We start from the raw sequence: 19812 nt of genomic DNA, 5'->3' as shown, positions 1-19812 counted from the left end.
AATTTTGGAGTTTAAGAATAATGGGTAGAAAGCTACACCTCACAAGAATCAGAAAAGGGTTAGCTAAATATGCAGCTCTGTTGTTTGCGGCTGGTTTGTCATTGTCTGTTTCTGCTGTTGAGTATGCGGCTAACTTCAAGGGTACCGATATAAATGAGTTTATCCTCATCGTAGGCAAAACACTCAACAAAACAATCATCATCGACCCTAATGTTCGCGGCAACATCAACGTTCGTAGTTTCGAGCTGATGGATGAAGAGCTGTATTATCAGTTTTTCTTAAGTGTATTAGAGGTTTACGGTTACTCAGTTGTAGAAATGCCAAATGGCATCATGAAAGTTGTACGTAGCTCTGATGCTAAAAAATCGAATGTACCTTTGGTCAACGACAACAGTGAAGGTGATGGCGATGTCATGATCACACGTGTTGTGGAAGTTAAAAATGTATCGGTACAAGAGCTTGGCCCTCTGATCCGTCAATTCAGTGACCAAAAAGATGGTGGTCACGTTACAAACTTTAACTCTGCCAACGTCATGATGCTGACAGGCCACGCTGCCTCAGTAAACCGTCTCGTAAATATTATTCAGTCAGTGGATCAGGCGGGTGACCAACGTGTAGACATTGTTAGATTAAAGCATGCAACAGCGGATGATGTCGTTCAAGTTGTTGAAAAAATCTATAAAGACACGGGTAAAGGTCGAGTACCAGAGTTCCTAATTCCTAAAATTGTTGCCGATGGTCGTACCAATAGTGTGGTTGTAAGTGGTGAGAGCCAAGCGCGTACCAAAGCGATTGAACTGATTAGACGCCTTGATGATGAACTAGAGAATCAAGGTAATACTCAGGTATTTTATCTCGACTACGCTAAAGCTGAAGACTTGGTGAAAGTCCTTCAAGGTGTCAGTAAAACGCTGCAAGAAGAAGCGCAGGGCGGTGGTAAATCTACGCGTTCACGCAGTAGTAACCGCAATGAAACCAGTATTGAAGCGCACGCAGACTCAAATTCATTGGTTATCACTGCGCAACCAGACACGATGCGTTCATTGGCAAACGTGATTGAAAAGCTGGACGTACGTCGTGCTCAGGTTTTGGTTGAGGCAATTGTGGTTGAAGTACTGGAAGGCGATGGCATCAACTTTGGCTTACAGTGGATCACTGAGCAAGGTGGCATGTTGCAGTTTAACAATGGTACAACCGTACCAGTTGGTGCCTTGGCCGTTGCTGCTGAGCAAGCCCGTGACAAAACCATTAAAAGAACCGTTACTGGCGAAAATGCAGAGCTAAATGACTTTGAAGAAACGGTTGAAGGTGACTTAAATGCATTAGGTCAGCTGTTAGGTGGTGTAAATGGCTTGGCAGCCGGTGTCGTTAAAAACGACTGGGGTGCAATTATTCAAGCGGTTTCTACGGACACGAACTCAAACATTCTAGCGACTCCGTCTGTTACAACTATGGATAACGAAGAAGCGTCTATGATTGTGGGTCAAGAAGTACCGATTATCACAGGTTCTGCAGCGGGTGATAACAACTCCAACCCATTCCAGACAGTTGACCGTCAGGAAGTTGGTATTAAGCTGAAAGTGACACCACAGATCAATGATGGTACCGCGGTTCAGTTAACGATTGAACAAGAAGTCTCTAGTGTCAGTGGAGCTACCTCTGTTGATATTTCAGTGAACAAACGTGCGATTAACACAACCGTAATTGCTGACGATGGTGGCATGGTAATTCTTGGTGGTCTTATTGATGAAGACGTACAAGAAAGTGTATCAAAGGTACCATTGCTAGGTGATATCCCTATCTTAGGTCATTTGTTTAAGTCGACAAATACCAGTAAGCGTAAGCGTAACCTGTTAGTTTTCATTCGTCCGACAATTGTACGTGATAGCCGCAGCATGAATGAGTTAAGCCACGCGAAGTATAAGTTCATCCGTAACGAGCAACTTAAAAAGCATGATGATGGTATCGATTTAATGCCATTTGAAGATGCGCCGGTATTGCCTGAATGGAACGATGCGATGGTACTACCACCAACGTATGAAGAATTCTTACATCAACAAAACGAGAAGAAAGATGACTGATGCCAGCTTGAGTGTTGTAGAGGCACCAGTCGAAAGTGAAGTGACAGCCGCTGCCGATGAAGCGCTCAATGATGAGCAGGCACAGCTTAGGCTACCTTTCTCTTTCGCTCGCCGCGAAGGGGTGCTACTAAGCGATGACCCTAAGGGGTTAAAAGTATTCCATAAAGGGGATGTTTCTCTCGAAGCATTACTGGAAGTTCGCCGTGTTGCGGGTTCGGGCTTTAATATCGAAGTCATCGATGAAGAAAAGTTCGAACTGCTGTTAGAAGCTTCGTATCAACGAGACAGCTCAGAAACACAGCAAATGATGGAAGATATTGGTAACGAGGTGGATCTGTTTTCGTTGGCTGAAGAAATGCCACAAACAGAAGACCTGCTTGCCGCAGACGATGATGCACCTATCATTAAACTGATCAACGCGATGTTGAGTGAAGCAATCAAAGAAGGTGCTTCGGATATTCACATTGAAACGTTTGAAACACAGTTGGTAATTCGCTTCAGGGTTGATGGTGTCTTGAAAGAGGTACTACAGCCTAATCGTAAATTATCATCGTTATTGGTATCTCGTATTAAGGTAATGGCGAAGCTAGATATTGCCGAAAAACGCGTACCGCAAGACGGTCGTATTAGCTTGAGGATCGCAGGTCGTGCCGTTGATGTACGTGTATCGACAATGCCATCAAGCTTTGGTGAGCGCGTTGTATTACGTTTGCTAGATAAAAACAACGCTCGCTTGAACCTAGAAGATCTCGGTATGACAGAGCGCAACCGAGATTTATTTTCGGAAATTATTGCAAAGCCGCACGGTATTATCTTGGTAACTGGACCGACAGGTTCCGGTAAAAGTACCACTTTGTATGCGGGGATGACCCAGATTAATTCCAAAGACCGTAATATTCTTACGGTGGAAGATCCAATAGAATATGAAATCCCAGGCATTGGTCAAACACAGGTTAACCCAAAGGTTGATATGACTTTTGCAAGGGGTCTGCGTGCTATCTTACGTCAAGACCCTGATGTGGTAATGGTTGGTGAGATCCGAGACTTAGAAACGGGTCAGATTGCTGTACAGGCTTCACTCACCGGTCACTTGGTAATGTCGACACTGCACACTAATACTGCATCTGGTGCGATTACCCGTATGGAAGATATGGGGGTTGAGCCTTTCCTATTGTCTTCATCTTTACTTGGGGTGTTATCACAGCGACTAGTACGTACATTGTGCCCTAGTTGTAAAGAACCTCATCTAGCTGATGAGCGTGAGTGTGAACTGCTAGGTGTTGATAAAGGTTCCAAAACCACCATTTTCCGCGCGGTGGGTTGTGAAGAGTGTAACTTCAATGGCTACAAAGGCCGGACTGGTATCCACGAGTTATTAGTGGTTGACGAGCACATTCGTGAGCTTATCCACAATGGTAAGGGTGAGCAGGCGGTTGAAAAGTATATTCGCAAACATAGCCCAAGTATCCGCCAAGATGGTATTGCACGTGTATTAGACGGGCAAACAACACTTGAGGAAGTCATGCGAGTTACGCGTGAGGAAGGATAATGGCTGCATTTGAGTATCGCGCCTTAGACGCGAAGGGTAAGGAAAAGAAAGGAATTCTGGAGGCGGACACGGCCAAGCAAGTTAGACAGATGCTCCGTGAAAAAGCGATGATGCCATTGGATGTAGAGCCTGCTGCTGAGAAAGAAAAATCTCAGGCCAGTGGAGGCTTTAGTCTATCAAGGGGTTATAAGCCCTCGGTCAGTGACATTGCACTTATTACCAGACAGTTAGCCACATTAATACAGTCTTCTTTACCTGTAGAAGCCGCGGTGATGGCCGTCGCTGAACAGTGTGAAAAACCACGTTTGAAACGAATGTTAATGGCCGTGCGTTCAAAAGTTGTTGAGGGTTATACCTTGGCTGATGGCATGTCCGAATTCCCTCATGTATTTGACAACTTGTATCGCTCAATGGTTGCCGCAGGTGAAAAGTCAGGGCACTTGGACGAAGTTCTTAATCGTCTCGCCGATTACACAGAGCAACGCCAACATATGCGCAGTCAGATTACACAGGCGATGGTTTATCCAACGATTTTGGTTGTTTTTGCAATTGCCATTGTGGCTGTTTTGCTGGGTACAGTAGTACCTGAAATACTAAAAACCTTCGAAAAGTCTAATCAGGTTTTGCCCTGGACGACCGAATGGGTATTGGCTGCCAGTAACTTTGTACAAGATTATTGGATGCAGGCGACGGTGGCTTTAGGTGGGGCAATTGTTGCTATTCAGCAAACGTTAAAGCGCCCTAAAGCACGCTTTTGGTATGACACAAAACTATTGCAAATGCCGGGAGTTGGTAAAATCAGTCGTGGTATCAATACGGCAAGATTTGCTAGAACATTAAGTATTTTGTCTTCAAGTGCAGTGCCGCTATTAGAGGGAATGAAAATCTCTGGGCAGGTACTTGAAAATGAGAAAATAAAAGCGGCAGTAGCTGAAGCTGCTACTCATGTGAGTGAAGGTGCAAGCCTCAAAGCCGCATTACATCAAACCAAGCTATTCCCACCCATGATGCTGCACATGATTGCCAGTGGTGAAAAGTCAGGTGAACTGGAACAAATGCTTGAAAGAGCCGCCAATAACCAAGACAGGGAATTCGAAAGTATGGTTAACGTTTCACTAAAACTGCTAGAGCCAGCAATGATTGCCAGTATGGCACTTATTGTATTGTTCATCGTAATGGCGATTCTTCAGCCTATTATGGCGATGAACAAAGCGATTGGCCTGTAGTCCAATAATTTAAAGATAAACGCATGTAACACCAAGCAAACAGCGCGGTGCAGTGCAAACAGCATAGAGGTATAAATTGTGAAGAAACAATCCGGTTTTTCATTACTAGAGGTAATGGTAGTACTGGTGATTATCGGTATGATCATGTCTATCGTGGCACCAAACATTATGGGTAACCAAGAACAAGCCGCAATTGATAAAGCAAATCTTGATATCACGCAGATTGAAAGTGCCATGAAGATTTACAAGTTGCAAAATAAGCGTTACCCAACGACAGAGCAAGGCTTGGAAGCGCTTGTAGAAAAAACCACGATTGACCCGGTACCAAAACGTTTTCCTGATGGCGGCTTTTTGGATAAATTACCACTAGATCCTTGGGATAACCCATACCAGCTAGTGAGCCCGGGAGAAATTGGTAAAATTGATATTTTCTCAATGGGCCCTGATGGTGAAGTAGGTACCGAAGATGACATCGGTAACTGGAGAGACGAAGAAGACCGCTAATGCAGTTATCAGTGAAGACGCCAGCCATTAATACATCAAGATCTCGCGGGTTCAGCCTGCTTGAGATCTTGGTTGTTATTCTGATAATCGGATTTTCCATCCAACTTGTAACATTCACGGTGGGTGAGAGTGATGAGCAGCTGCTAGAAAAAGAAGCGCTTAAATTACATGGCATTATTAATTTAGCATCTGAGTTTGCGGTATTGAATCAGGTTGAGTTGGGTCTTCATCTAGATAAACAAACGATAGAGTTTTTGGTCTTCGACGGTGAGCAATGGACTACTTTCGAAGCCGAAGAGCTTTATAAGCCGATTGAGTACCCAAAAGAGTATAAAGTCGAGCTGAATTTAGACGATCTTTCTTGGTCTCAAGATAATTTGCTAGAGCAATCCAACTGGCAAGAAATTATGGGCTCTGGTGAAGAAGACAATTTGCTAGAGCTGAAAAAAAAGAAGATCCCACAAGTACTCATCTTATCTTCTGGTGAAGTGAGCGCCTTTCAAATATCGCTAGAGCTTACTGAGGAGCCTGAACCCGTCTATTTTATTGAGGGAGAGTTTATGGCTCCGGTGAAACTAAGGCAGGAACCTGAATGATGCGCACATCAAGGCAAGCTGGATTTACCTTACTCGAGGTGATGGTCGCTATGGGGATCTGCGCCGTAGCAGGTATCGCTGCTTTACAAGCAACGGGTGCACATATCAACCATATGAGCACGATTGAGCAACAGACCTATGCGGCTTGGGTTGCGGAAAACCAAATGGTTATGGCTCGAGCTAAAGCCAGTGATGGTAAATGGAGCGGTAAAAATACCGACAAGGGTGATGAGGAGTTTGCAGGCCATACTTGGTATTGGAGCCAGCAAGTCGAAAAAACGGAAGATCCTCAGTTCGTTAAGTTAACCATTGAAGTGTTTGAAGATGAACGCAGAGAGCACTCTATTTACGACTTGACTACTTTTCTGCATAAGGGCAAAAAGTAATGTTCAAGGGCAAGCGTTCTCAGACAGGTTTTACACTGATAGAAGTGATGGTCGCACTGGTGATTCTAGCCTTTATAGTGACTGCGTCTCACCAGATTTTGGATACATCAATCAAAGCAAAAGAAGCATCTGATGAGACAATCGCAGAGCTTGAAGGGTTGCAAACGACTTTTCGTTTGATGGACCAAGATTTTAACCAAATGACCAAACGTGAAGTACGCAATGAGGCGGGCGATTTCAGCCCAACGTACATTATTCACGGTCGATACTCACTAGAAAGTCAATATGACGGCATTGCTTTTATCCGGGATGGTTGGACCAACCCTGTGAGCTTATTACCTCGCTCAGAGTTACAAGCCGTGGGCTATCGAGTAAAAGACGATAACCTTGAGCGTGTTTATCGCGTTTATGTCGATGAATTAGATGGTTCAGAGCCAAGGGCACAAGTTTTACTTGAGAACGTCGAAGAATTGAAATTTGAGTTTCTTGACGACAAACAAAAATGGCAAGACAACTGGCAAATTAAAGCGCTTCCTTTAGCTGTTGCCGTGACCATTCAGCGTGAAGACTCTGAGCCTATGAGACGCATTTTTTTGACACCAGGCGATGGCAAAGTCGAGCAAGCTAAAACGGGACAAAGTGGTGGCAGAAACAGTCCCGGTGACAATGGACTCGATAGCGCAAGCGATGGCCTAAACGGTAATAACGATAACAGAAATGGCAATAACAGGAATGGTAATAACAGCCAGCGAGGTGGTAGACCATGAGGAATCAACAAGGCGCTGCGTTAATTATTGTATTGTTTATTGTTGCACTTGCTGCCAGTTTAGCTGCGGAAATGTCCTCGTCTTTAATGGTGCAAGTACAGAAGGCCGCTAATATCCAGACCCATCAGCAGGCAAAGTGGTACAGCTATGGTGCTGAGGAGTTAGTCAAGAAAGTATTGTTGGAAAGTCGTAAGGACGACCCTGATAAAGTACACCTTGGTCAACCATGGGCGATTGATGAAGTACCATATCCAGTAGATCATGGCACTTTAAGTGGTAAAGTAACGGACTTACAAGCTTGCTTGAATTTGAATGCGCTCAGAGCGCCAAAGGATCAACAGGCGAAGGGCAGCTCCACTGCGACAAATCCAGCGCATAGAGCCTTGCTTGAGCTATTGAAAAATATTGAGGATTTGCCGTCACAAGAAAGTGAAGAAGCGATGGCAGACAGCGTGTATGATTGGCTAGATGAAGACAGCATTACGTTTCGCTCAGGTGCGGAAGAAGATGAATACATGTCACGACAAATGCCTTACATGACCGCGAATAATTTAATGGCGTCGGAGAGTGAACTTCGAGTCATAAAGGGATTTAATCCTTTGGTAATGGAAAAACTCTTACCATACGTATGTGTGATCCCTGGCAACACTGAATTGTCGATTAACGTCAATACAGTTTTGCCTGAGCAGGCGCTGTTAATTAGTGCGCTTGTCGAAGGGTTGGAGTTATCTGGTGCGGAAGCGGTGATTGCCGCCCGTCCAGAAGAAGGGTTTGATAACCTGCAAGACTTTATTACCGAAGCGAAGAATCAAGGTGCTCAGGATGTCAAAGATGCTGAGAAAATATTCACAATAACAAGTAATTATTTTAAGTTGCGTGCTAAGGCTTCGTTTGATGAGCGGTTGTTTAAAATGACTTCAATACTCGAAATAAAAGAAAATAAAGCAACTGTATTGGCACGTAAATTTGGAGGCGTTCAGTGACAGAAAAATTGTTGATCCGGGTAGGTCAGTCACAACAAGAACCGGTCAATTGGTTGATATGGTCTGAGTCAGATTCTCAGATTATTGCCAGTGGTGAGTTGGAGCATAGTGGTTTAATTGGCGAGCTGACAGAAAAAGCAGCTTCACGCAGCGTTGCATTATTACTACCCGCATCTAGTGTGCAATTAAAGCAAGTTGAGCTACCCACCAAGTGGAGCCGTAAATTAGAACGTGCTCTTCCTTTTATGCTGGAAGAGCAAGTCGCGAGCGATATCGACGAACTATTTATTGCCATTGGTGATCCTGCAACTATTGATGATAAACACTTTATTAATATCGCGCTGTGTGATTTACAGTGGCTAACAAATTGGATGGAAGTACTTGGAGACTTTGATATTGAGCCTTCAGTCATTGTTCCAGATGCCTTGTTGCTGCCAAGTCCAGAAGACAATGTCTTAAGTGCGATTCAGCTGCAGCACCAGTGGTTGTTTAAAAGTGCTGGTTGGCATATCAGTGGGGTTGAGCTCGATTGGGTCTCTGACTATTTAATGCTAGCGCCTGAATCTGAGCTAGCGCACTACAGTCCAGCTCACGATTTGGCAACAACTAAAAGCTTGCAAGCGAAAGAAGCTGAGTACGAATTGCCACTCGCCATTTTTGCAAATGGCCTGAATGATTTGCCATTGAACTTGCGCCAAGGGCCTTTTGCTGCGAAAAAGAAACAACCGCAGTGGTGGCGTGATTGGAAAGCCGGTGTGATTGCTGCAAGTATTGCTTTACTGGCGTTTGTTTCTGTTAAATCAGCACAGATGGTCATGCTTCAAAATGAAGCTGATCAATATAAATCACAAGCGATGACTGTATACAAACAGGCATTTCCAAACAAAGTTGTACGTCCCCACCTTTTACGCAAGCAAATCCAAAATGAGCTGGCAGCTTTATCTGGTACAGAGCAAAGCGGCTTTTTGGAGCTTACGAATCATTTCGTTGCAATTTACGGTCAAGTCAGTGACTTTGCACCTGAAACATTCCGTTATGACAGAAAGCGCAATGAACTTAGAGTACGCGCTAAAGCCAAAGGGTTTCAGGTATTTAGCCAGGTTAAATCAATCCTAGAACAGCGTGGCATGACAGTACAACAGGGTGCACTTAACAATGATGGTGATTATGTTATCGGCGAAATCAGAATTCGAGGTGCAGCATGAAGCAGCAAATGATTAACTATTGGCAATCATTGAAAGAGCAGGAACAAAAACTCTTGATTGTTGCCGGCGTCGTTTTTGTTATATTTGCACTGGTCATGGGCGTAATTAAACCTTTGAATAAAGGGGTTGAAGATGCCCAAAAAGATTTACAAAAGCAGAAAGAGTTTCATACTTGGGTTTCTAAAAGTGTTGCACAATTGAAAGCAAGTGGCGGAAACAAAGCGGTTGCTGGAAATCGCAACCTAACTCAGTTGGTAAACAGAACACGCGGTAGACATGGTATTCAGATAAGTAAGATGCAGCCAAGGGACAATACACTGCGTATAAATATCGATAACGTGGAATTCAATAAACTAGTTAGTTGGATTGATGAATTGACCAATCAACACGGTGTAAAAGTAGCTAATTTAGACTTAGGTGAAGAGCAGCAGCAAGGATATGTTCGCGTCAGCCGATTGGTGTTAGAGATTTAAATATGAAAAATGCAGTTAGTATTACCTTAGTCTTTTTGTTTTCTTTTCTTGTTTTTACCGTGGTAACGATCCCAGCGTCGGTTGCACTACAGCTAGTGCAATCTCAAATTCCCAATAATATTCGTTTAGGCGCTGTCTCTGGCTCTTTGTGGCAAGGGCAACTTAGTGGTGTAAATTATCAGAATTTACAACTACATAATGTTAAGTGGGAACTTAATGGCTTGGCTTTGTTGTCAGGCCAACTAAGTGGCAAAGTCAATTTTGGTAATGCCCGTGACGCATCTGAGATTTCAGGTCGTAGCAACTTTGCTATTTCTTTGTTTGGCGACAGCATTGAACTAAATCAGGCTAAGTTGCGGTTTAGCGTTGAACAAGCAATGAAGCAAGTAAATATGCCTTTGCCAGTCGATGCAAGCGGCCGAGTTATTCTTGAAGTAGCTCAGTACAATAGTGGCGAACCATATTGTGAGTCACTAGAGGGTGATATCAGCAGCCCAGAAATCAAAGTAAAAGGTATGTCTGGTTGGTTTAGTATTGGTGACTTAAGTGGCGCACTTAGCTGTAAATCGGGTGATGTTGCCATTATGGTTGAACCTGAAAACTTATTGGGTTTACGTGCGGATGCAACGCTTGCCGCAAATATGCAGTTCCGTGTTGCAGGCAATATAAAACCTGATGCCTCTTTACCTAAAGAAGTTCATGATGCTGTGAAGTTTCTTGGGCGCCCTGATGCAGAAGGCCGTTACCCGGTGAGCATGTAAGCGATGATGGAGTTTGACTTTAGACCAGAGCAGCAAGTGCTATTAAGTGAGTACCTAGGCTCACGCAGTAATGGCATTGAGGCAATGACATTAGAGGGCGTACAGGGCTTTTTGTTTGCTGTCGTGTGCAGTCCCGATGGGGTTGAACCGGAGCAGTGGCTGAGTGAGGTGACCTGTGGTGATGAACATGTTACCGAAGAGGTGGTGTTTGCGTTTTTAGCGCTGCATCATCACATCAGCGAGCAAGTTTATAACAGTGGATTTGAGCTACCTTTTGATGAAAGTGCCCCTTGGGTTGTTATGCATCAATGGAGCCTTGGTTTTTTAAGAGGCAGTCAAGGCTATCTGAGTACGCTGTCTCAAGCTGAAATCTCAGAAGAGCATAAGGAAGCCCTGATCAGCACGACAGAGCTATTGGGGTTCTTTAGTCTCGAACAAGAGCAAGTTGAAACTTACTGCAAAACAACGGGTATTGAGCTAGATGTGTTTTGTAAGGCGCAATATGAACTTGCGACACAAGTTGCACCTGCTTTTGCTGAGCTGGTAGAACAGGTCGCTATAGCTAGCGGGCTATATGAAGAGTAAGGCCACAGTGAGATTGGTGGCTTAACCTAACGTTAGATTAAGCCACATCCAGTTCAATATAAGTGCAACCCTTTTGGCATTTTGCATATGCCTTTTCACCTTCCTTTACCGCGACATTTAACGCAATTGCTTGATTGCATTTAGAACATAAAACCGTTTGCCCTTTTGCAATTTTTTTTAGCAGTGATTTTTGGTCATTGAATGAGCGCGCCCGCAACTTATTAAACTTAGCTAAATCCATTACATTTCGGCCTTTTTAATGGCTTTTTCTGCTGCGTCGCAAATTGTTTTTAGCTTCGGTCCATAAAAGTACATATTTAGTTCATGCTCTTGGCAGTAACGCAAATGGAAGATTTTAACCTTCTCGTCTGTCGCAAGTGCTGTTTTTAAGTATGATCGTTCTGACTCAGAAAGCTGAATGGATTGGCTGATCAGTTGACGTGCTTGTTTCGCCGCCAAGCTATATTGGGTCTCGCTGGTTTCCCCTAGCGTTTCTACTCCCTGTTGGAGAAGTTTATCTCTGGGCTCTTTGATCAGTGGGTGATCTATGGTGAATAGCGCCAGAACTATTAACACTAATAAAAGATATTTTTTCATAAAGCTCGCTAATTTGATCTATTCGACTCAATCAAAGTGACAGTGTAATAAAATGCAAGAATCAAAAGCAAGCGAAATGGTCAGGAAATATTCGTAGTTTTTGTCTTCGTCGTGCGATTTTCGGCTCGCTAACAGCGCGCTGTTGCATATAATAACCTTAGTAAATATAAGGTCACTGTAGCAAGTAACCTGTCCTAAGCGCTTAAGGAGCTTTTATGGACAATAAAATCAAAGTAAAAAACATTCCCGTCGATGTAAAGATTCAAAAGCCAGAAAACCTTCAGCCAGACAGGTTTAATCCACGTAATCGGATTTATGTGAGGGCGGTAAAGGGAATGCATCAAATCCTTCGCCAGCGAATTGGTTTTTTAGGTATGCTCGCGTTTATGGCTCTTCCTTGGCTTAACTACAATGGGCAACAAGCCGTTTTGTTTGACCTCTTTGAACAAAAATTCAATATCTTTGGTCTGACATTGTGGCCACAAGATCTAACAATACTAGCCTTCATTTTGATGATTGCTGCGTTTGCGCTATTTCTAGTGACGACTTTTTACGGTCGAGTATGGTGTGGCTATACCTGCCCACAAACGGTTTGGACATTTATCTTTATTTGGTTTGAAGAAAAATGTGAGGGCTCTGCAAACCAGCGGAAAAAGCTCGATCAAAGGCCTTGGGACGTAGACAAGCTGATGCGCAAAAGTGCAAAACATCTGTGTTGGGTACTATTTTCTTTGTATACCGCGATTACGTTTGTCGGTTACTTTACGCCAATTCAAAATTTGTTACCTGATTTACTCAGCTTCTCTGCCAGTGGGTATGCGGCTCTGAGTGTTGTCGTATTTGCTGTATGCACTTATGGCAACGCAGGTTGGATGAGGGAGATTATGTGTCTGCATATTTGCCCATACTCTCGCTTTCAATCAGCGATGTTTGATAAAGATACGTTTACGGTTAGTTATGATGGCAAGCGTGGTGAAAACAGAGGGCCTCGCGGACGTAAACAAAATCCACGAGAGATTGGCCTTGGCGATTGCATTGACTGCAAGCTATGTGTGCAAGTATGTCCGACAGGTATTGATATTCGCAATGGCCTACAGTACGAATGTATAAATTGTGGTGCCTGCATAGATGCTTGTGATGGTGTGATGGACAAGATGAACTATCAGCGAGGCTTAATTTCATATACCACTGAGCGAAACTTAGAGACAGCTCAAAAAACAACGAAGCCTGTACGGGCAAAGTTAATCGGCTACGTATTGATTTTACTCATCTTGAGTGGGGCTTTAGTGGCAAACATTGCAATGCGAAAAACATTTGAGCTTGATATTATCCGAGATCGCAATCAGTTGTATCGTGTTAACTATGACGGCCTTGTTGAAAATACATATACACTCAAGCTTATCAATAAAGCACAAGTGTCTCAGACCTTTTCAATTTCTGTTGATGGTTTAGAGCAGTTTCAATTAATAGGCAAAAAGAGCGTAACGGTCTCTGCCGGCTCAACAATTGACGTTCCCGTATCAATTGCGATGGATCCCTATGATTTGCAGAAGCTGGTAACTGAGTTTAATTTTGTTCTAACGAGTAATGAAGGAGCACAAGCGCAAATTTCGCAGCCTACTAATTTCTTCAAAGGCCGCTAAGAAACTTTCTCTCACCGCAGCCACACCAGTGGCTGCGAGCTTAAATATCACAATAACCTTTGCGTCAGCGGGTTGTTCCATTTATCCTAGGCTGTCAAAATTTACGGCAGAAAAGGTTGTTGTCAGACCTCTGTTATATAAATGGATACCAGTAATGAGTGATTTTAGTTATCAAAATCTCACCCCAGATCTGATTTTGGATGCCATTGAGAGTATCGGCATTTATCCTGAATCTGGGCTTCTGCCACTGAACAGTTACGAGAATCGTGTATACCAATTCCGCAGTGACGATGCTAAACGCTATGTCGCAAAATTCTATCGACCAAATCGTTGGCTCAACGCGCAGATTAAAGAAGAACATGCGTTTTCTTTCGAGTTAGCTAACGCAGAAGTACCCGTTGTTTCTCCATTAGAGCGCGATGGAGAAAGCTTGTTTGAATATCAGGGCTATCGATTTGCGCTATTTCCAAGTGTTGGCGGTCGTCAATTTGAAATGGACAATTTAGAACAATTGGAAGTTTTAGGGCGATACATCGGTCGTCTTCATAGTGTCGCTAAACAGTATGATTTTAAACATCGTCCAAATGTTGATACACAAAGTTACTTAGATCAAGCAAGCAAAGACATACTCGCGAGCGACTGTTTACCGCACTCTTTAGAACTTGCTTTTTCAACTGTCTTAGAACAAGTTGTTACGAAAACAAAAGAAAAGTTTAGAGTAAATGATACGATCAGATTGCATGGAGATTGTCATGCTGGCAATATTCTGTGGTCTCAAGAGCAATTAATGATTGTTGATTTAGATGATTGCCGACAAGGTCCAGCGATCCAAGATTTGTGGATGATGCTGAGCGGAGATCGTCAGAACCAAGCTCTGCAATTAGACACTTTACTGGGCGGATATGAAGAGTTCAGTGAATTAGATTTAGGTCAGTTACAATTGATAGAACCGTTGAGAGCAATGCGAATGGTTCACTATATGGGCTGGTTAGCTAAACGCTGGGAGGATCCCGCGTTTCCAAGGAACTTTTCATGGTTCGCGACAGACAAATATTGGGAACAGCAGATCTTAGCACTAAAAGAACAATTGGCTGCACTTGATGAGCCAGCACTAAGTATTTATCCATAAAAATTAAGAGAGAAGCACATGTTAAAATCCATTAAAGTAGCAATATTGGCACTGTGTATGCCACTTGCTGCTATGGCAGCAGAGTACAAGGAAAATGTTCATTACGAGACGTTAACAGTGGAAAAAAGTAAAACGCCACGCGTTTTGGAGTTCTTTTCTTTCTATTGTCCCCATTGCTTTAAATTTGAAGGGCCAGCAAGAGCGCTTGAAGCAAGTCTACCTGCTGAAGTCCCTTTCGTGAAAAGCCACGTGAATTTTATGCGTGGGTTGCCGCCAGAAGCACAATCTTACTTAAGCTATGGCTATCTAATTGCAAAGCAACATGGTGTTGACTCACAAGTGGTTGATGAAATCTTCAAAACAATCCATGTTCAGCAAAGTCAGTTTAGAACGATGGACGATGTTAAAAAGCTACTCGCTGCTCATGGTGTATCTGCGGAAAAATTTGATGCAGCATTAGCGAGTATGCCGATTATTAGTGCAGAGAAAGCGATGCAAGATGAACAAAAGCGATTTAGCGAAGCGGGTGCATTAAAAGGCGTGCCTAGTTTTATTATTAATGACAAGTACATTGTTAAGATTAGTTCACTTTCTAGTCAGGCTGACTTTAATAACCTAGTAAAATACCTATTAGAAAAAGAATAGTACGGAGATAAACATGTTAAAAATGATTAAAGCGGCACTTATAGCCCTGGTATTGCCTGTAGCGGCAAGTGCTATGACCTTCGAAGAAGGTAAGCACTATGAGGTGATTGCTGAACGTGGGACCAAAAAGCCTGAAGTGACAGAGTACTTTTCTTTTTATTGTCCTGCTTGTAATAACTTTGAAGGACTAATCGATCAATTTAAACCAAAACTAGACGATGGTGTAAAATTTAAAAAAAGCCACGTAGATTTTGTTGGTATCCGAGATCCTAAACATCAAAAGATGATTGCAACGGCGCTTGCGACAGCCAGTGTGCTACCAGAGAAAGATGCGATCATATCTGCTATTTTTACACATATTCATACCAAGCGTGCCAAGTTTAATGAGCTAGCTGATGTTAAAGATGTATTTGTGGCTGCAGGCGTAGATGGTGCAAAGTTTGATAAAATGTACAAGAGTTTCTCTGTGCGCACAAAAGCTTCAAAGATGGCGAGACAGCAAAAGCAATTACAAGAAAAAGGGGCGTTGTCGAGCGTGCCAACGTTTATCGTTAATGGTAAATATAAGCTGATACTTAGCAGAGAGTCTGGTGTAACTAATCCAGATGACATTGCAAAGCTGATTAACCATCTAGCGAGTAAATAAGCAAATAGATAAAAGAAAGCCCCGCAATAGTGCGGGGCTTTTTCGTTTTTGCAGTAAATTATTTACGCGTTAAAAATACACCCGATTCAACATGATGGGTATAGGGGAATTGATCAAAGATAGCGATACGCGCGATGTTATGTGTTGTACTAAGTGTGTCTAAATCTCTTTCCAATGTATCTGGATTACACGAAATGTAGATAATGTTGTCGTAGTTACTAACTAGTTGGCAGGTTAGCTCATCCATACCAGCTCTTGGTGGATCAACTAAAATGGTTTGACAATCATAGGACTTTAAGTCGATACCATTCAGTCGAGAAAATTGACGCTTACCTTGCATTGCATCAGTAAATTCCTCACTCGACATACGAATGATGTCCAAGTTCTCTACATTATTCGCTGCGATATTGAATTGTGCAGAATGTACTGAGGATTTTGAAATCTCTGTTGCCAACACTCGGTCAAAATGTTCCGCGAGTGCTATAGAGAAGTTGCCATTGCCACAGTATAGCTCTAGTAAATCGTTGGATAAATCGCGAGAGATTGACTTAGCCCAAGAAAGCATTTTTTCATTTACCTTAGCATTAGGCTGAGTGAAGCTATTTTCTACTTGCTGGTAGATATACTCATTACCGTCTACTGTCAGTCTTTCTGTGACATAATCGTTGCCGAATACGACTTTTTGCTTTCGAGCACGGCCGATAAAGTCAATCTTATAGGTTTTTTGCAATTCAGCCCTCAATTGCCCCATTTCTGCCTGCCAGTTGTCATCCAGTGGTTTGTGGTAAAGCAAGCTGATTAAGATTTCCCCGCTCAGTGTAGACAAGTAATCAATTTGAAATAACTTGCGACGCAATAATTCATTATGACGTAGCTTTTCCATCATCACTTGCATAAGCTCGTTAACTAAAGGTGCGCCTGGACCAAACTCATCGACGCGAATCTTCTCTTTGCTTTGCTGGTCAAACATGATGTGATAAAGATCTTCTCCATCGTGCCACACGCGAAATTCACAACGCTGTCGATAATGCTGCTTTTCTGAGTCATATACTTCAAGAGTAGGTGCATTGAAACGGGCGAACTGCGCGCTTATTCGCTTTTGCTTCTCTTCTAGTTGTTGTTCGTACTGAGCGGTATCAATGGTGATCACGGCCATGCTAAAACTACCTATAAATATTGCGAGGAGGCGCTATTTTAGGGGGCGTAGAACATTTGTCCAGTGTTCGCTACTAAAATTGCCCTTTTATTGTACAAAATAACTTTAGCTTTTGCGCAGATGGCCGATAATTAACTGATAGAGTATAGCGGAGAGCAATCATGAAAATCGGACAGTTGAATCAGCTGTTAAATCCAGCGATGCAGCATAAAGGGGCGCAAGCCAAATCGCCGATCCCAAATATATCTATAAACACTGACCAGTATCAAGGCAACAAGTCTCAAGTTGCTGCCAAAATCCTTGATGATAAATTAGCTGAAGCGTTAGGTATAGAGAAAAAAGAGGAGCCGAAGAAGCCTCTTTTTGACTTTGAAGAGATAGTTAAAAATGTACTTGGGTTTGTCCAAGGTGCCATCAATAAAGCCAAAGCCGATGGTAAAGATGACGATACACTCAAGAGCATGCTGGAGCAGGCTCGTAAAGGTGTGCAAACTGGCATAGATGACGCGACTGATGAGCTATCTGAGTCAGGGCTATTTAATGATGAAATTAAAGATGGCATTGAAAAATCCAAAGAAGGGATATTTAAAGGCTTAGATGACTTTGAAAAAGAGCTTTTTGACCCAAGCCCGCAACATGTATCTCTGAGCGCCGCTCAATTTGCGAGCTTATCTAATAAAGCAGAGTATGCATTTACTACTGCAGAAGGTGATGAGGTAGTCATCTCTTTCAATGATGCATTCAGCAAAAGTAGGGCTGCTAGTTACTACCAAGATGGTGACGGCCAAGGTTTTGCTTATGGAGAAAGTCAGAAGAGAGAGGTCAATTTCTCAATCAGTGTTAATGGCGAGCTCAATGAAGAGGAGCAAGAAGCGATTAATGCGATGATGGAAGACATACGAGATGTAAGTGATTCCTTCTTTGCTGGTGAATATGACGAGGCTTTTGAGTTGGCACAAGGGTTGAGCCTCAACAGCGAACAGATCACTAACTTCACGATGGATCTCAGGCAAAGTAAGACTTCTGCAGCCATTGCGCAATATCAGCAAAGTAATCCAATGAAAGAGTTAGAAGAAGCTTTCACGCCACTTGATAAACGCCTTGAAGGGATTAATGAAGAAGGCAGAGCCTTGGGTATTGAGTCTCAATTACCAGATATCATGGCTTGGATGAACGAAGGACAACAACGTTTAAATCAATTCTTGGATTATGCGCAGAGCTACTTTAGCGCACTTAATGACAAGTCTGAGTCACAAAACGACCAAATCAGTTAGATTACGGGACTGTCTGTTTATTTTAGCTATCCGCCGTGGCAAACTACGCATCCCATAAAAAGGTAAAAGGAAAGTGTAGTTTGCCACATGTATTAGTTTTCGACTCAGGTATTGGTGGAACCAGTGTACTCTCACATCTGCAATTATCCATGCCTATGGTCCAATACACTTATGTTATGGATAACGATCTCTTGCCTTATGGTCTACAGTCGCAAGAAACCATAAAAAGTCGTTTGACTGCATTACTAAATTGGATTGAACGAAGCGCCAAGCAAGTGGATGTTATAGTGATTGCGTGTAATACCGCTTCAACTTATGCTTTAGAAACGGCTAGGCAGCATACGAACATACCTATTGTTGGCGTGGTGCCCGCGATTAAGCCTGCTGCAGAGACCAGTCATAAAAAGCATATTGGACTCCTTGCCACACCTGCTACTTCGAAAAATACATACACTGCAAATTTAATAAGTACTTTTGCAAGTAAGTGCCAAGTAGACATATATCACTCAACTGCTTTAGTGAATATTGCGGAGCATTATTATTGGCATAAAGAGTTGCAAGTAGAACTTTTACAAGCTGAATTAGAGAGGCTCAATATATGTCATGAGTTGGATAGGCTTGTTCTAGGTTGTACGCACTTTCCTATTATCAAAAGCCATCTTCAGGATTATTTCACCTATAAAGTAGAGCTAGTTGACTCTGGCGCAGCCATAGCGCGTCGCGTTAGACACTTGTTGGCAAGTAAACTGGTTGAGTGCAAAGGTTTAGAAGCGAGGCCAGTGCATTGGTATGCAACAGCCTCGGATAGGTTTGAAGCAGCAGTGGGTGTTAAACCACTTAAGCTGGAGAGCTAGACTCAGACTCTTCCTGTTTTTGTTTTGCTTCGCGCACTTTTAAAGTACGTTGTTGGAATTCCATTTCGTTCAAGTCTTTGATAGCTTTATTCGCATCTACCTCAGACATTTCGACAAAACCAAAGCCTCTTCTTTTTCCAGTATTTTTATCCTTAAGTAAGCGCACAGAGAAAACTTGACCTTTTTCTTCAAAAAGCTCTCTTACGGCTTGCTCATTTGCTCGGTAAGGTAAGTTACCTACATAGAGTGTTTTGGTTGGAACTGCTTGACCATTGTCTGACTGAGAAATAGTTGTTCTATTAATTGTCATTATAGCCAGACCACCTATCACAATCCCAAGGGCAAATACTATCGACGTATCGAGCTGACTATCTGCCAATAAAAAGCTTACTACCACATACCCCAAAATTGCGAGTATAAGAACAGTAAGTATTGTTTTACGATCTGAAGAATTCATAACGATCTACCAATAAACAGTGAATACACATTAATTTAACAAAGAAAGGTGCTATCTTAACGACTTAATTAAACATCGCAATAATAAAATATAGATGTTGTAGAAAATTATGCCGTTTTATTGAGCTTAATGCGGTGCCAGGCCCATGTTTGATGGGTTTTTGAACGTTTGGAGATGTTTTTAAAATTTTAATAAAAAAACACTTGATCCTATTTTAGAACCCCCTATAATGCGCACCCACTGACACGGCGGGATGCAACGAAAAACGCAAAGCAAAGTGAAGGTAAAGTTAAAC

General features: G+C 42.7%; 21 protein-coding genes. 18 read left to right on the top strand and 3 right to left on the bottom strand.

The genetic code is table 11. From position 1 onward, the window contains the following. Positions 1-20 precede the first annotated feature (20 nt). The 12 genes from gspD to N480_RS15130 all read left to right on the top strand — a co-directional run bounded on the left by gspD (position 21) and on the right by N480_RS15130 (position 11116). Complete coding sequence (gspD, locus tag N480_RS15185) at positions 21-2081, top strand: type II secretion system secretin GspD (RefSeq protein ID WP_063373328.1); 2061 nt, start codon at positions 21-23, stop codon at positions 2079-2081. Further along, on the top strand, positions 2074-3630 hold the full coding sequence (gspE, locus tag N480_RS15180; protein WP_155732865.1) for a type II secretion system ATPase GspE: 1557 nt from the start codon (positions 2074-2076) through the stop codon (positions 3628-3630). The genes gspD and gspE overlap by 8 nt, the downstream gene beginning before the upstream one ends. Continuing rightward, positions 3630-4856: a type II secretion system inner membrane protein GspF gene (gene gspF, locus N480_RS15175; protein ID WP_063373327.1), complete on the top strand. Its 1227-nt coding sequence runs from the start codon at positions 3630-3632 to the stop codon at positions 4854-4856. Before gspE ends, gspF begins: the two co-directional genes overlap by 1 nt. A gap of 78 nt (positions 4857-4934) precedes the next feature. Continuing rightward, the gene (gene gspG / locus N480_RS15170; RefSeq protein WP_063373326.1) at positions 4935-5360 is read left to right on the top strand and encodes a type II secretion system major pseudopilin GspG; all 426 of its coding nucleotides are present in this window, start codon (positions 4935-4937) and stop codon (positions 5358-5360) included. Beyond that, entirely contained in the window at positions 5360-5956 is a 597-nt protein-coding gene (gene gspH, locus N480_RS15165) for a type II secretion system minor pseudopilin GspH (protein ID WP_063373325.1), read from the top strand. The genes gspG and gspH overlap by 1 nt, the downstream gene beginning before the upstream one ends. Then, complete coding sequence (gspI, locus tag N480_RS15160) at positions 5956-6342, top strand: type II secretion system minor pseudopilin GspI (RefSeq protein ID WP_063373497.1); 387 nt, start codon at positions 5956-5958, stop codon at positions 6340-6342. The genes gspH and gspI overlap by 1 nt, the downstream gene beginning before the upstream one ends. Further along, on the top strand, positions 6342-7109 hold the full coding sequence (gspJ, locus tag N480_RS15155; protein WP_063373324.1) for a type II secretion system minor pseudopilin GspJ: 768 nt from the start codon (positions 6342-6344) through the stop codon (positions 7107-7109). Before gspI ends, gspJ begins: the two co-directional genes overlap by 1 nt. Beyond that, positions 7106-8092 carry a type II secretion system minor pseudopilin GspK gene (gene gspK, locus N480_RS15150; RefSeq protein ID WP_063373323.1) on the top strand — a complete coding sequence of 329 codons (987 nt, stop codon included), beginning with the start codon at positions 7106-7108 and terminating at the stop codon, positions 8090-8092. Before gspJ ends, gspK begins: the two co-directional genes overlap by 4 nt. Next, on the top strand, positions 8089-9297 hold the full coding sequence (gene gspL, locus N480_RS15145) for a type II secretion system protein GspL (RefSeq protein WP_063373322.1): 1209 nt from the start codon (positions 8089-8091) through the stop codon (positions 9295-9297). Before gspK ends, gspL begins: the two co-directional genes overlap by 4 nt. Next, on the top strand, positions 9294-9770 hold the full coding sequence (gspM, locus tag N480_RS15140) for a type II secretion system protein GspM (RefSeq protein ID WP_063373321.1): 477 nt from the start codon (positions 9294-9296) through the stop codon (positions 9768-9770). Before gspL ends, gspM begins: the two co-directional genes overlap by 4 nt. Before the next feature lie 2 nt (positions 9771-9772). Beyond that, positions 9773-10531, top strand: a complete 759-nt coding sequence (locus N480_RS15135; protein WP_063373320.1) for a type II secretion system protein N — start codon at positions 9773-9775, stop codon at positions 10529-10531. Between the two features lie 3 nt (positions 10532-10534). Then, positions 10535-11116 (top strand): UPF0149 family protein, encoded by a 582-nt coding sequence (locus tag N480_RS15130; protein ID WP_063373319.1) that lies wholly within the window; start codon positions 10535-10537, stop codon positions 11114-11116. Positions 11117-11356: 240 nt separating this feature from the next. On the opposite strand, the gene N480_RS15120 is transcribed toward N480_RS15130, so the two are convergent. After that, positions 11357-11713: a hypothetical protein gene (locus tag N480_RS15120; RefSeq protein ID WP_063373317.1), complete on the bottom strand. Its 357-nt coding sequence runs from the start codon at positions 11711-11713 to the stop codon at positions 11357-11359. A 215-nt stretch (positions 11714-11928) separates the two neighbouring features. Between N480_RS15120 and ccoG the strand changes: the two genes are divergently transcribed. From ccoG to N480_RS15100, 4 genes are all read left to right on the top strand, one after another. Beyond that, positions 11929-13356: a cytochrome c oxidase accessory protein CcoG gene (gene ccoG, locus N480_RS15115; RefSeq protein WP_063373316.1), complete on the top strand. Its 1428-nt coding sequence runs from the start codon at positions 11929-11931 to the stop codon at positions 13354-13356. A 154-nt stretch (positions 13357-13510) separates the two neighbouring features. Further along, positions 13511-14485: a serine/threonine protein kinase gene (locus N480_RS15110; RefSeq protein ID WP_063373315.1), complete on the top strand. Its 975-nt coding sequence runs from the start codon at positions 13511-13513 to the stop codon at positions 14483-14485. Between the two features lie 18 nt (positions 14486-14503). Further along, entirely contained in the window at positions 14504-15130 is a 627-nt protein-coding gene (locus N480_RS15105) for a thiol:disulfide interchange protein DsbA/DsbL (RefSeq protein WP_063373314.1), read from the top strand. Positions 15131-15143: 13 nt separating this feature from the next. Then, entirely contained in the window at positions 15144-15776 is a 633-nt protein-coding gene (locus N480_RS15100) for a thiol:disulfide interchange protein DsbA/DsbL (RefSeq protein ID WP_063373313.1), read from the top strand. 58 nt (positions 15777-15834) lie between these two features. Here N480_RS15100 and trmA read toward each other — a convergent pair whose 3' ends face one another. Next, positions 15835-16932, bottom strand: coding sequence for a tRNA (uridine(54)-C5)-methyltransferase TrmA (gene trmA, locus N480_RS15095; RefSeq protein ID WP_063373312.1), 1098 nt, complete (start codon positions 16930-16932; stop codon positions 15835-15837). Positions 16933-17093: 161 nt separating this feature from the next. Between trmA and N480_RS15090 the strand changes: the two genes are divergently transcribed. Next, complete coding sequence (locus tag N480_RS15090) at positions 17094-18206, top strand: DUF5610 domain-containing protein (RefSeq protein WP_063373311.1); 1113 nt, start codon at positions 17094-17096, stop codon at positions 18204-18206. 80 nt (positions 18207-18286) lie between these two features. Next, positions 18287-19060: a glutamate racemase gene (gene murI, locus N480_RS15085; RefSeq protein WP_063373310.1), complete on the top strand. Its 774-nt coding sequence runs from the start codon at positions 18287-18289 to the stop codon at positions 19058-19060. On the opposite strand, the gene N480_RS15080 is transcribed toward murI, so the two are convergent. Further along, positions 19044-19517: an RNA recognition motif domain-containing protein gene (locus N480_RS15080; protein ID WP_063373309.1), complete on the bottom strand. Its 474-nt coding sequence runs from the start codon at positions 19515-19517 to the stop codon at positions 19044-19046. The two genes, murI and N480_RS15080, sit on opposite strands and share 17 nt — an antisense overlap. Positions 19518-19812: the final 295 nt, after the last annotated feature.

The organism is Pseudoalteromonas luteoviolacea S2607 (assembly GCF_001625575.1).
Lineage (GTDB): Bacteria > Pseudomonadota > Gammaproteobacteria > Enterobacterales > Alteromonadaceae > Pseudoalteromonas > Pseudoalteromonas luteoviolacea_E.
Note: the sequence above shows the minus strand (reverse complement) of the source record. Positions and strands in the feature narration are given on the sequence as shown.

Bases quoted from the DNA above. Each gene is read 5' to 3' on its own strand.
- gspD (WP_063373328.1), top strand. From the start codon at position 21: ATGGGTAGAAAGCTACACCTCACAAGAATCAGAAAAGGGTTAGCTAAA.
- gspE (WP_155732865.1), top strand. From the start codon at position 2,074: ATGACTGATGCCAGCTTGAGTGTTGTAGAGGCACCAGTCGAAAGTGAA.
- gspF (WP_063373327.1), top strand. From the start codon at position 3,630: ATGGCTGCATTTGAGTATCGCGCCTTAGACGCGAAGGGTAAGGAAAAG.
- gspH (WP_063373325.1), top strand. From the start codon at position 5,360: ATGCAGTTATCAGTGAAGACGCCAGCCATTAATACATCAAGATCTCGC.
- gspI (WP_063373497.1), top strand. From the start codon at position 5,956: ATGCGCACATCAAGGCAAGCTGGATTTACCTTACTCGAGGTGATGGTC.
- gspJ (WP_063373324.1), top strand. From the start codon at position 6,342: ATGTTCAAGGGCAAGCGTTCTCAGACAGGTTTTACACTGATAGAAGTG.
- gspK (WP_063373323.1), top strand. From the start codon at position 7,106: ATGAGGAATCAACAAGGCGCTGCGTTAATTATTGTATTGTTTATTGTT.
- gspM (WP_063373321.1), top strand. From the start codon at position 9,294: ATGAAGCAGCAAATGATTAACTATTGGCAATCATTGAAAGAGCAGGAA.
- N480_RS15135 (WP_063373320.1), top strand. From the start codon at position 9,773: ATGAAAAATGCAGTTAGTATTACCTTAGTCTTTTTGTTTTCTTTTCTT.
- N480_RS15130 (WP_063373319.1), top strand. From the start codon at position 10,535: ATGATGGAGTTTGACTTTAGACCAGAGCAGCAAGTGCTATTAAGTGAG.
- N480_RS15120 (WP_063373317.1), bottom strand. From the start codon at position 11,713: ATGAAAAAATATCTTTTATTAGTGTTAATAGTTCTGGCGCTATTCACC.
- ccoG (WP_063373316.1), top strand. From the start codon at position 11,929: ATGGACAATAAAATCAAAGTAAAAAACATTCCCGTCGATGTAAAGATT.
- N480_RS15110 (WP_063373315.1), top strand. From the start codon at position 13,511: ATGAGTGATTTTAGTTATCAAAATCTCACCCCAGATCTGATTTTGGAT.
- N480_RS15105 (WP_063373314.1), top strand. From the start codon at position 14,504: ATGTTAAAATCCATTAAAGTAGCAATATTGGCACTGTGTATGCCACTT.
- N480_RS15100 (WP_063373313.1), top strand. From the start codon at position 15,144: ATGTTAAAAATGATTAAAGCGGCACTTATAGCCCTGGTATTGCCTGTA.
- trmA (WP_063373312.1), bottom strand. From the start codon at position 16,932: ATGGCCGTGATCACCATTGATACCGCTCAGTACGAACAACAACTAGAA.
- N480_RS15090 (WP_063373311.1), top strand. From the start codon at position 17,094: ATGAAAATCGGACAGTTGAATCAGCTGTTAAATCCAGCGATGCAGCAT.
- N480_RS15080 (WP_063373309.1), bottom strand. From the start codon at position 19,517: ATGAATTCTTCAGATCGTAAAACAATACTTACTGTTCTTATACTCGCA.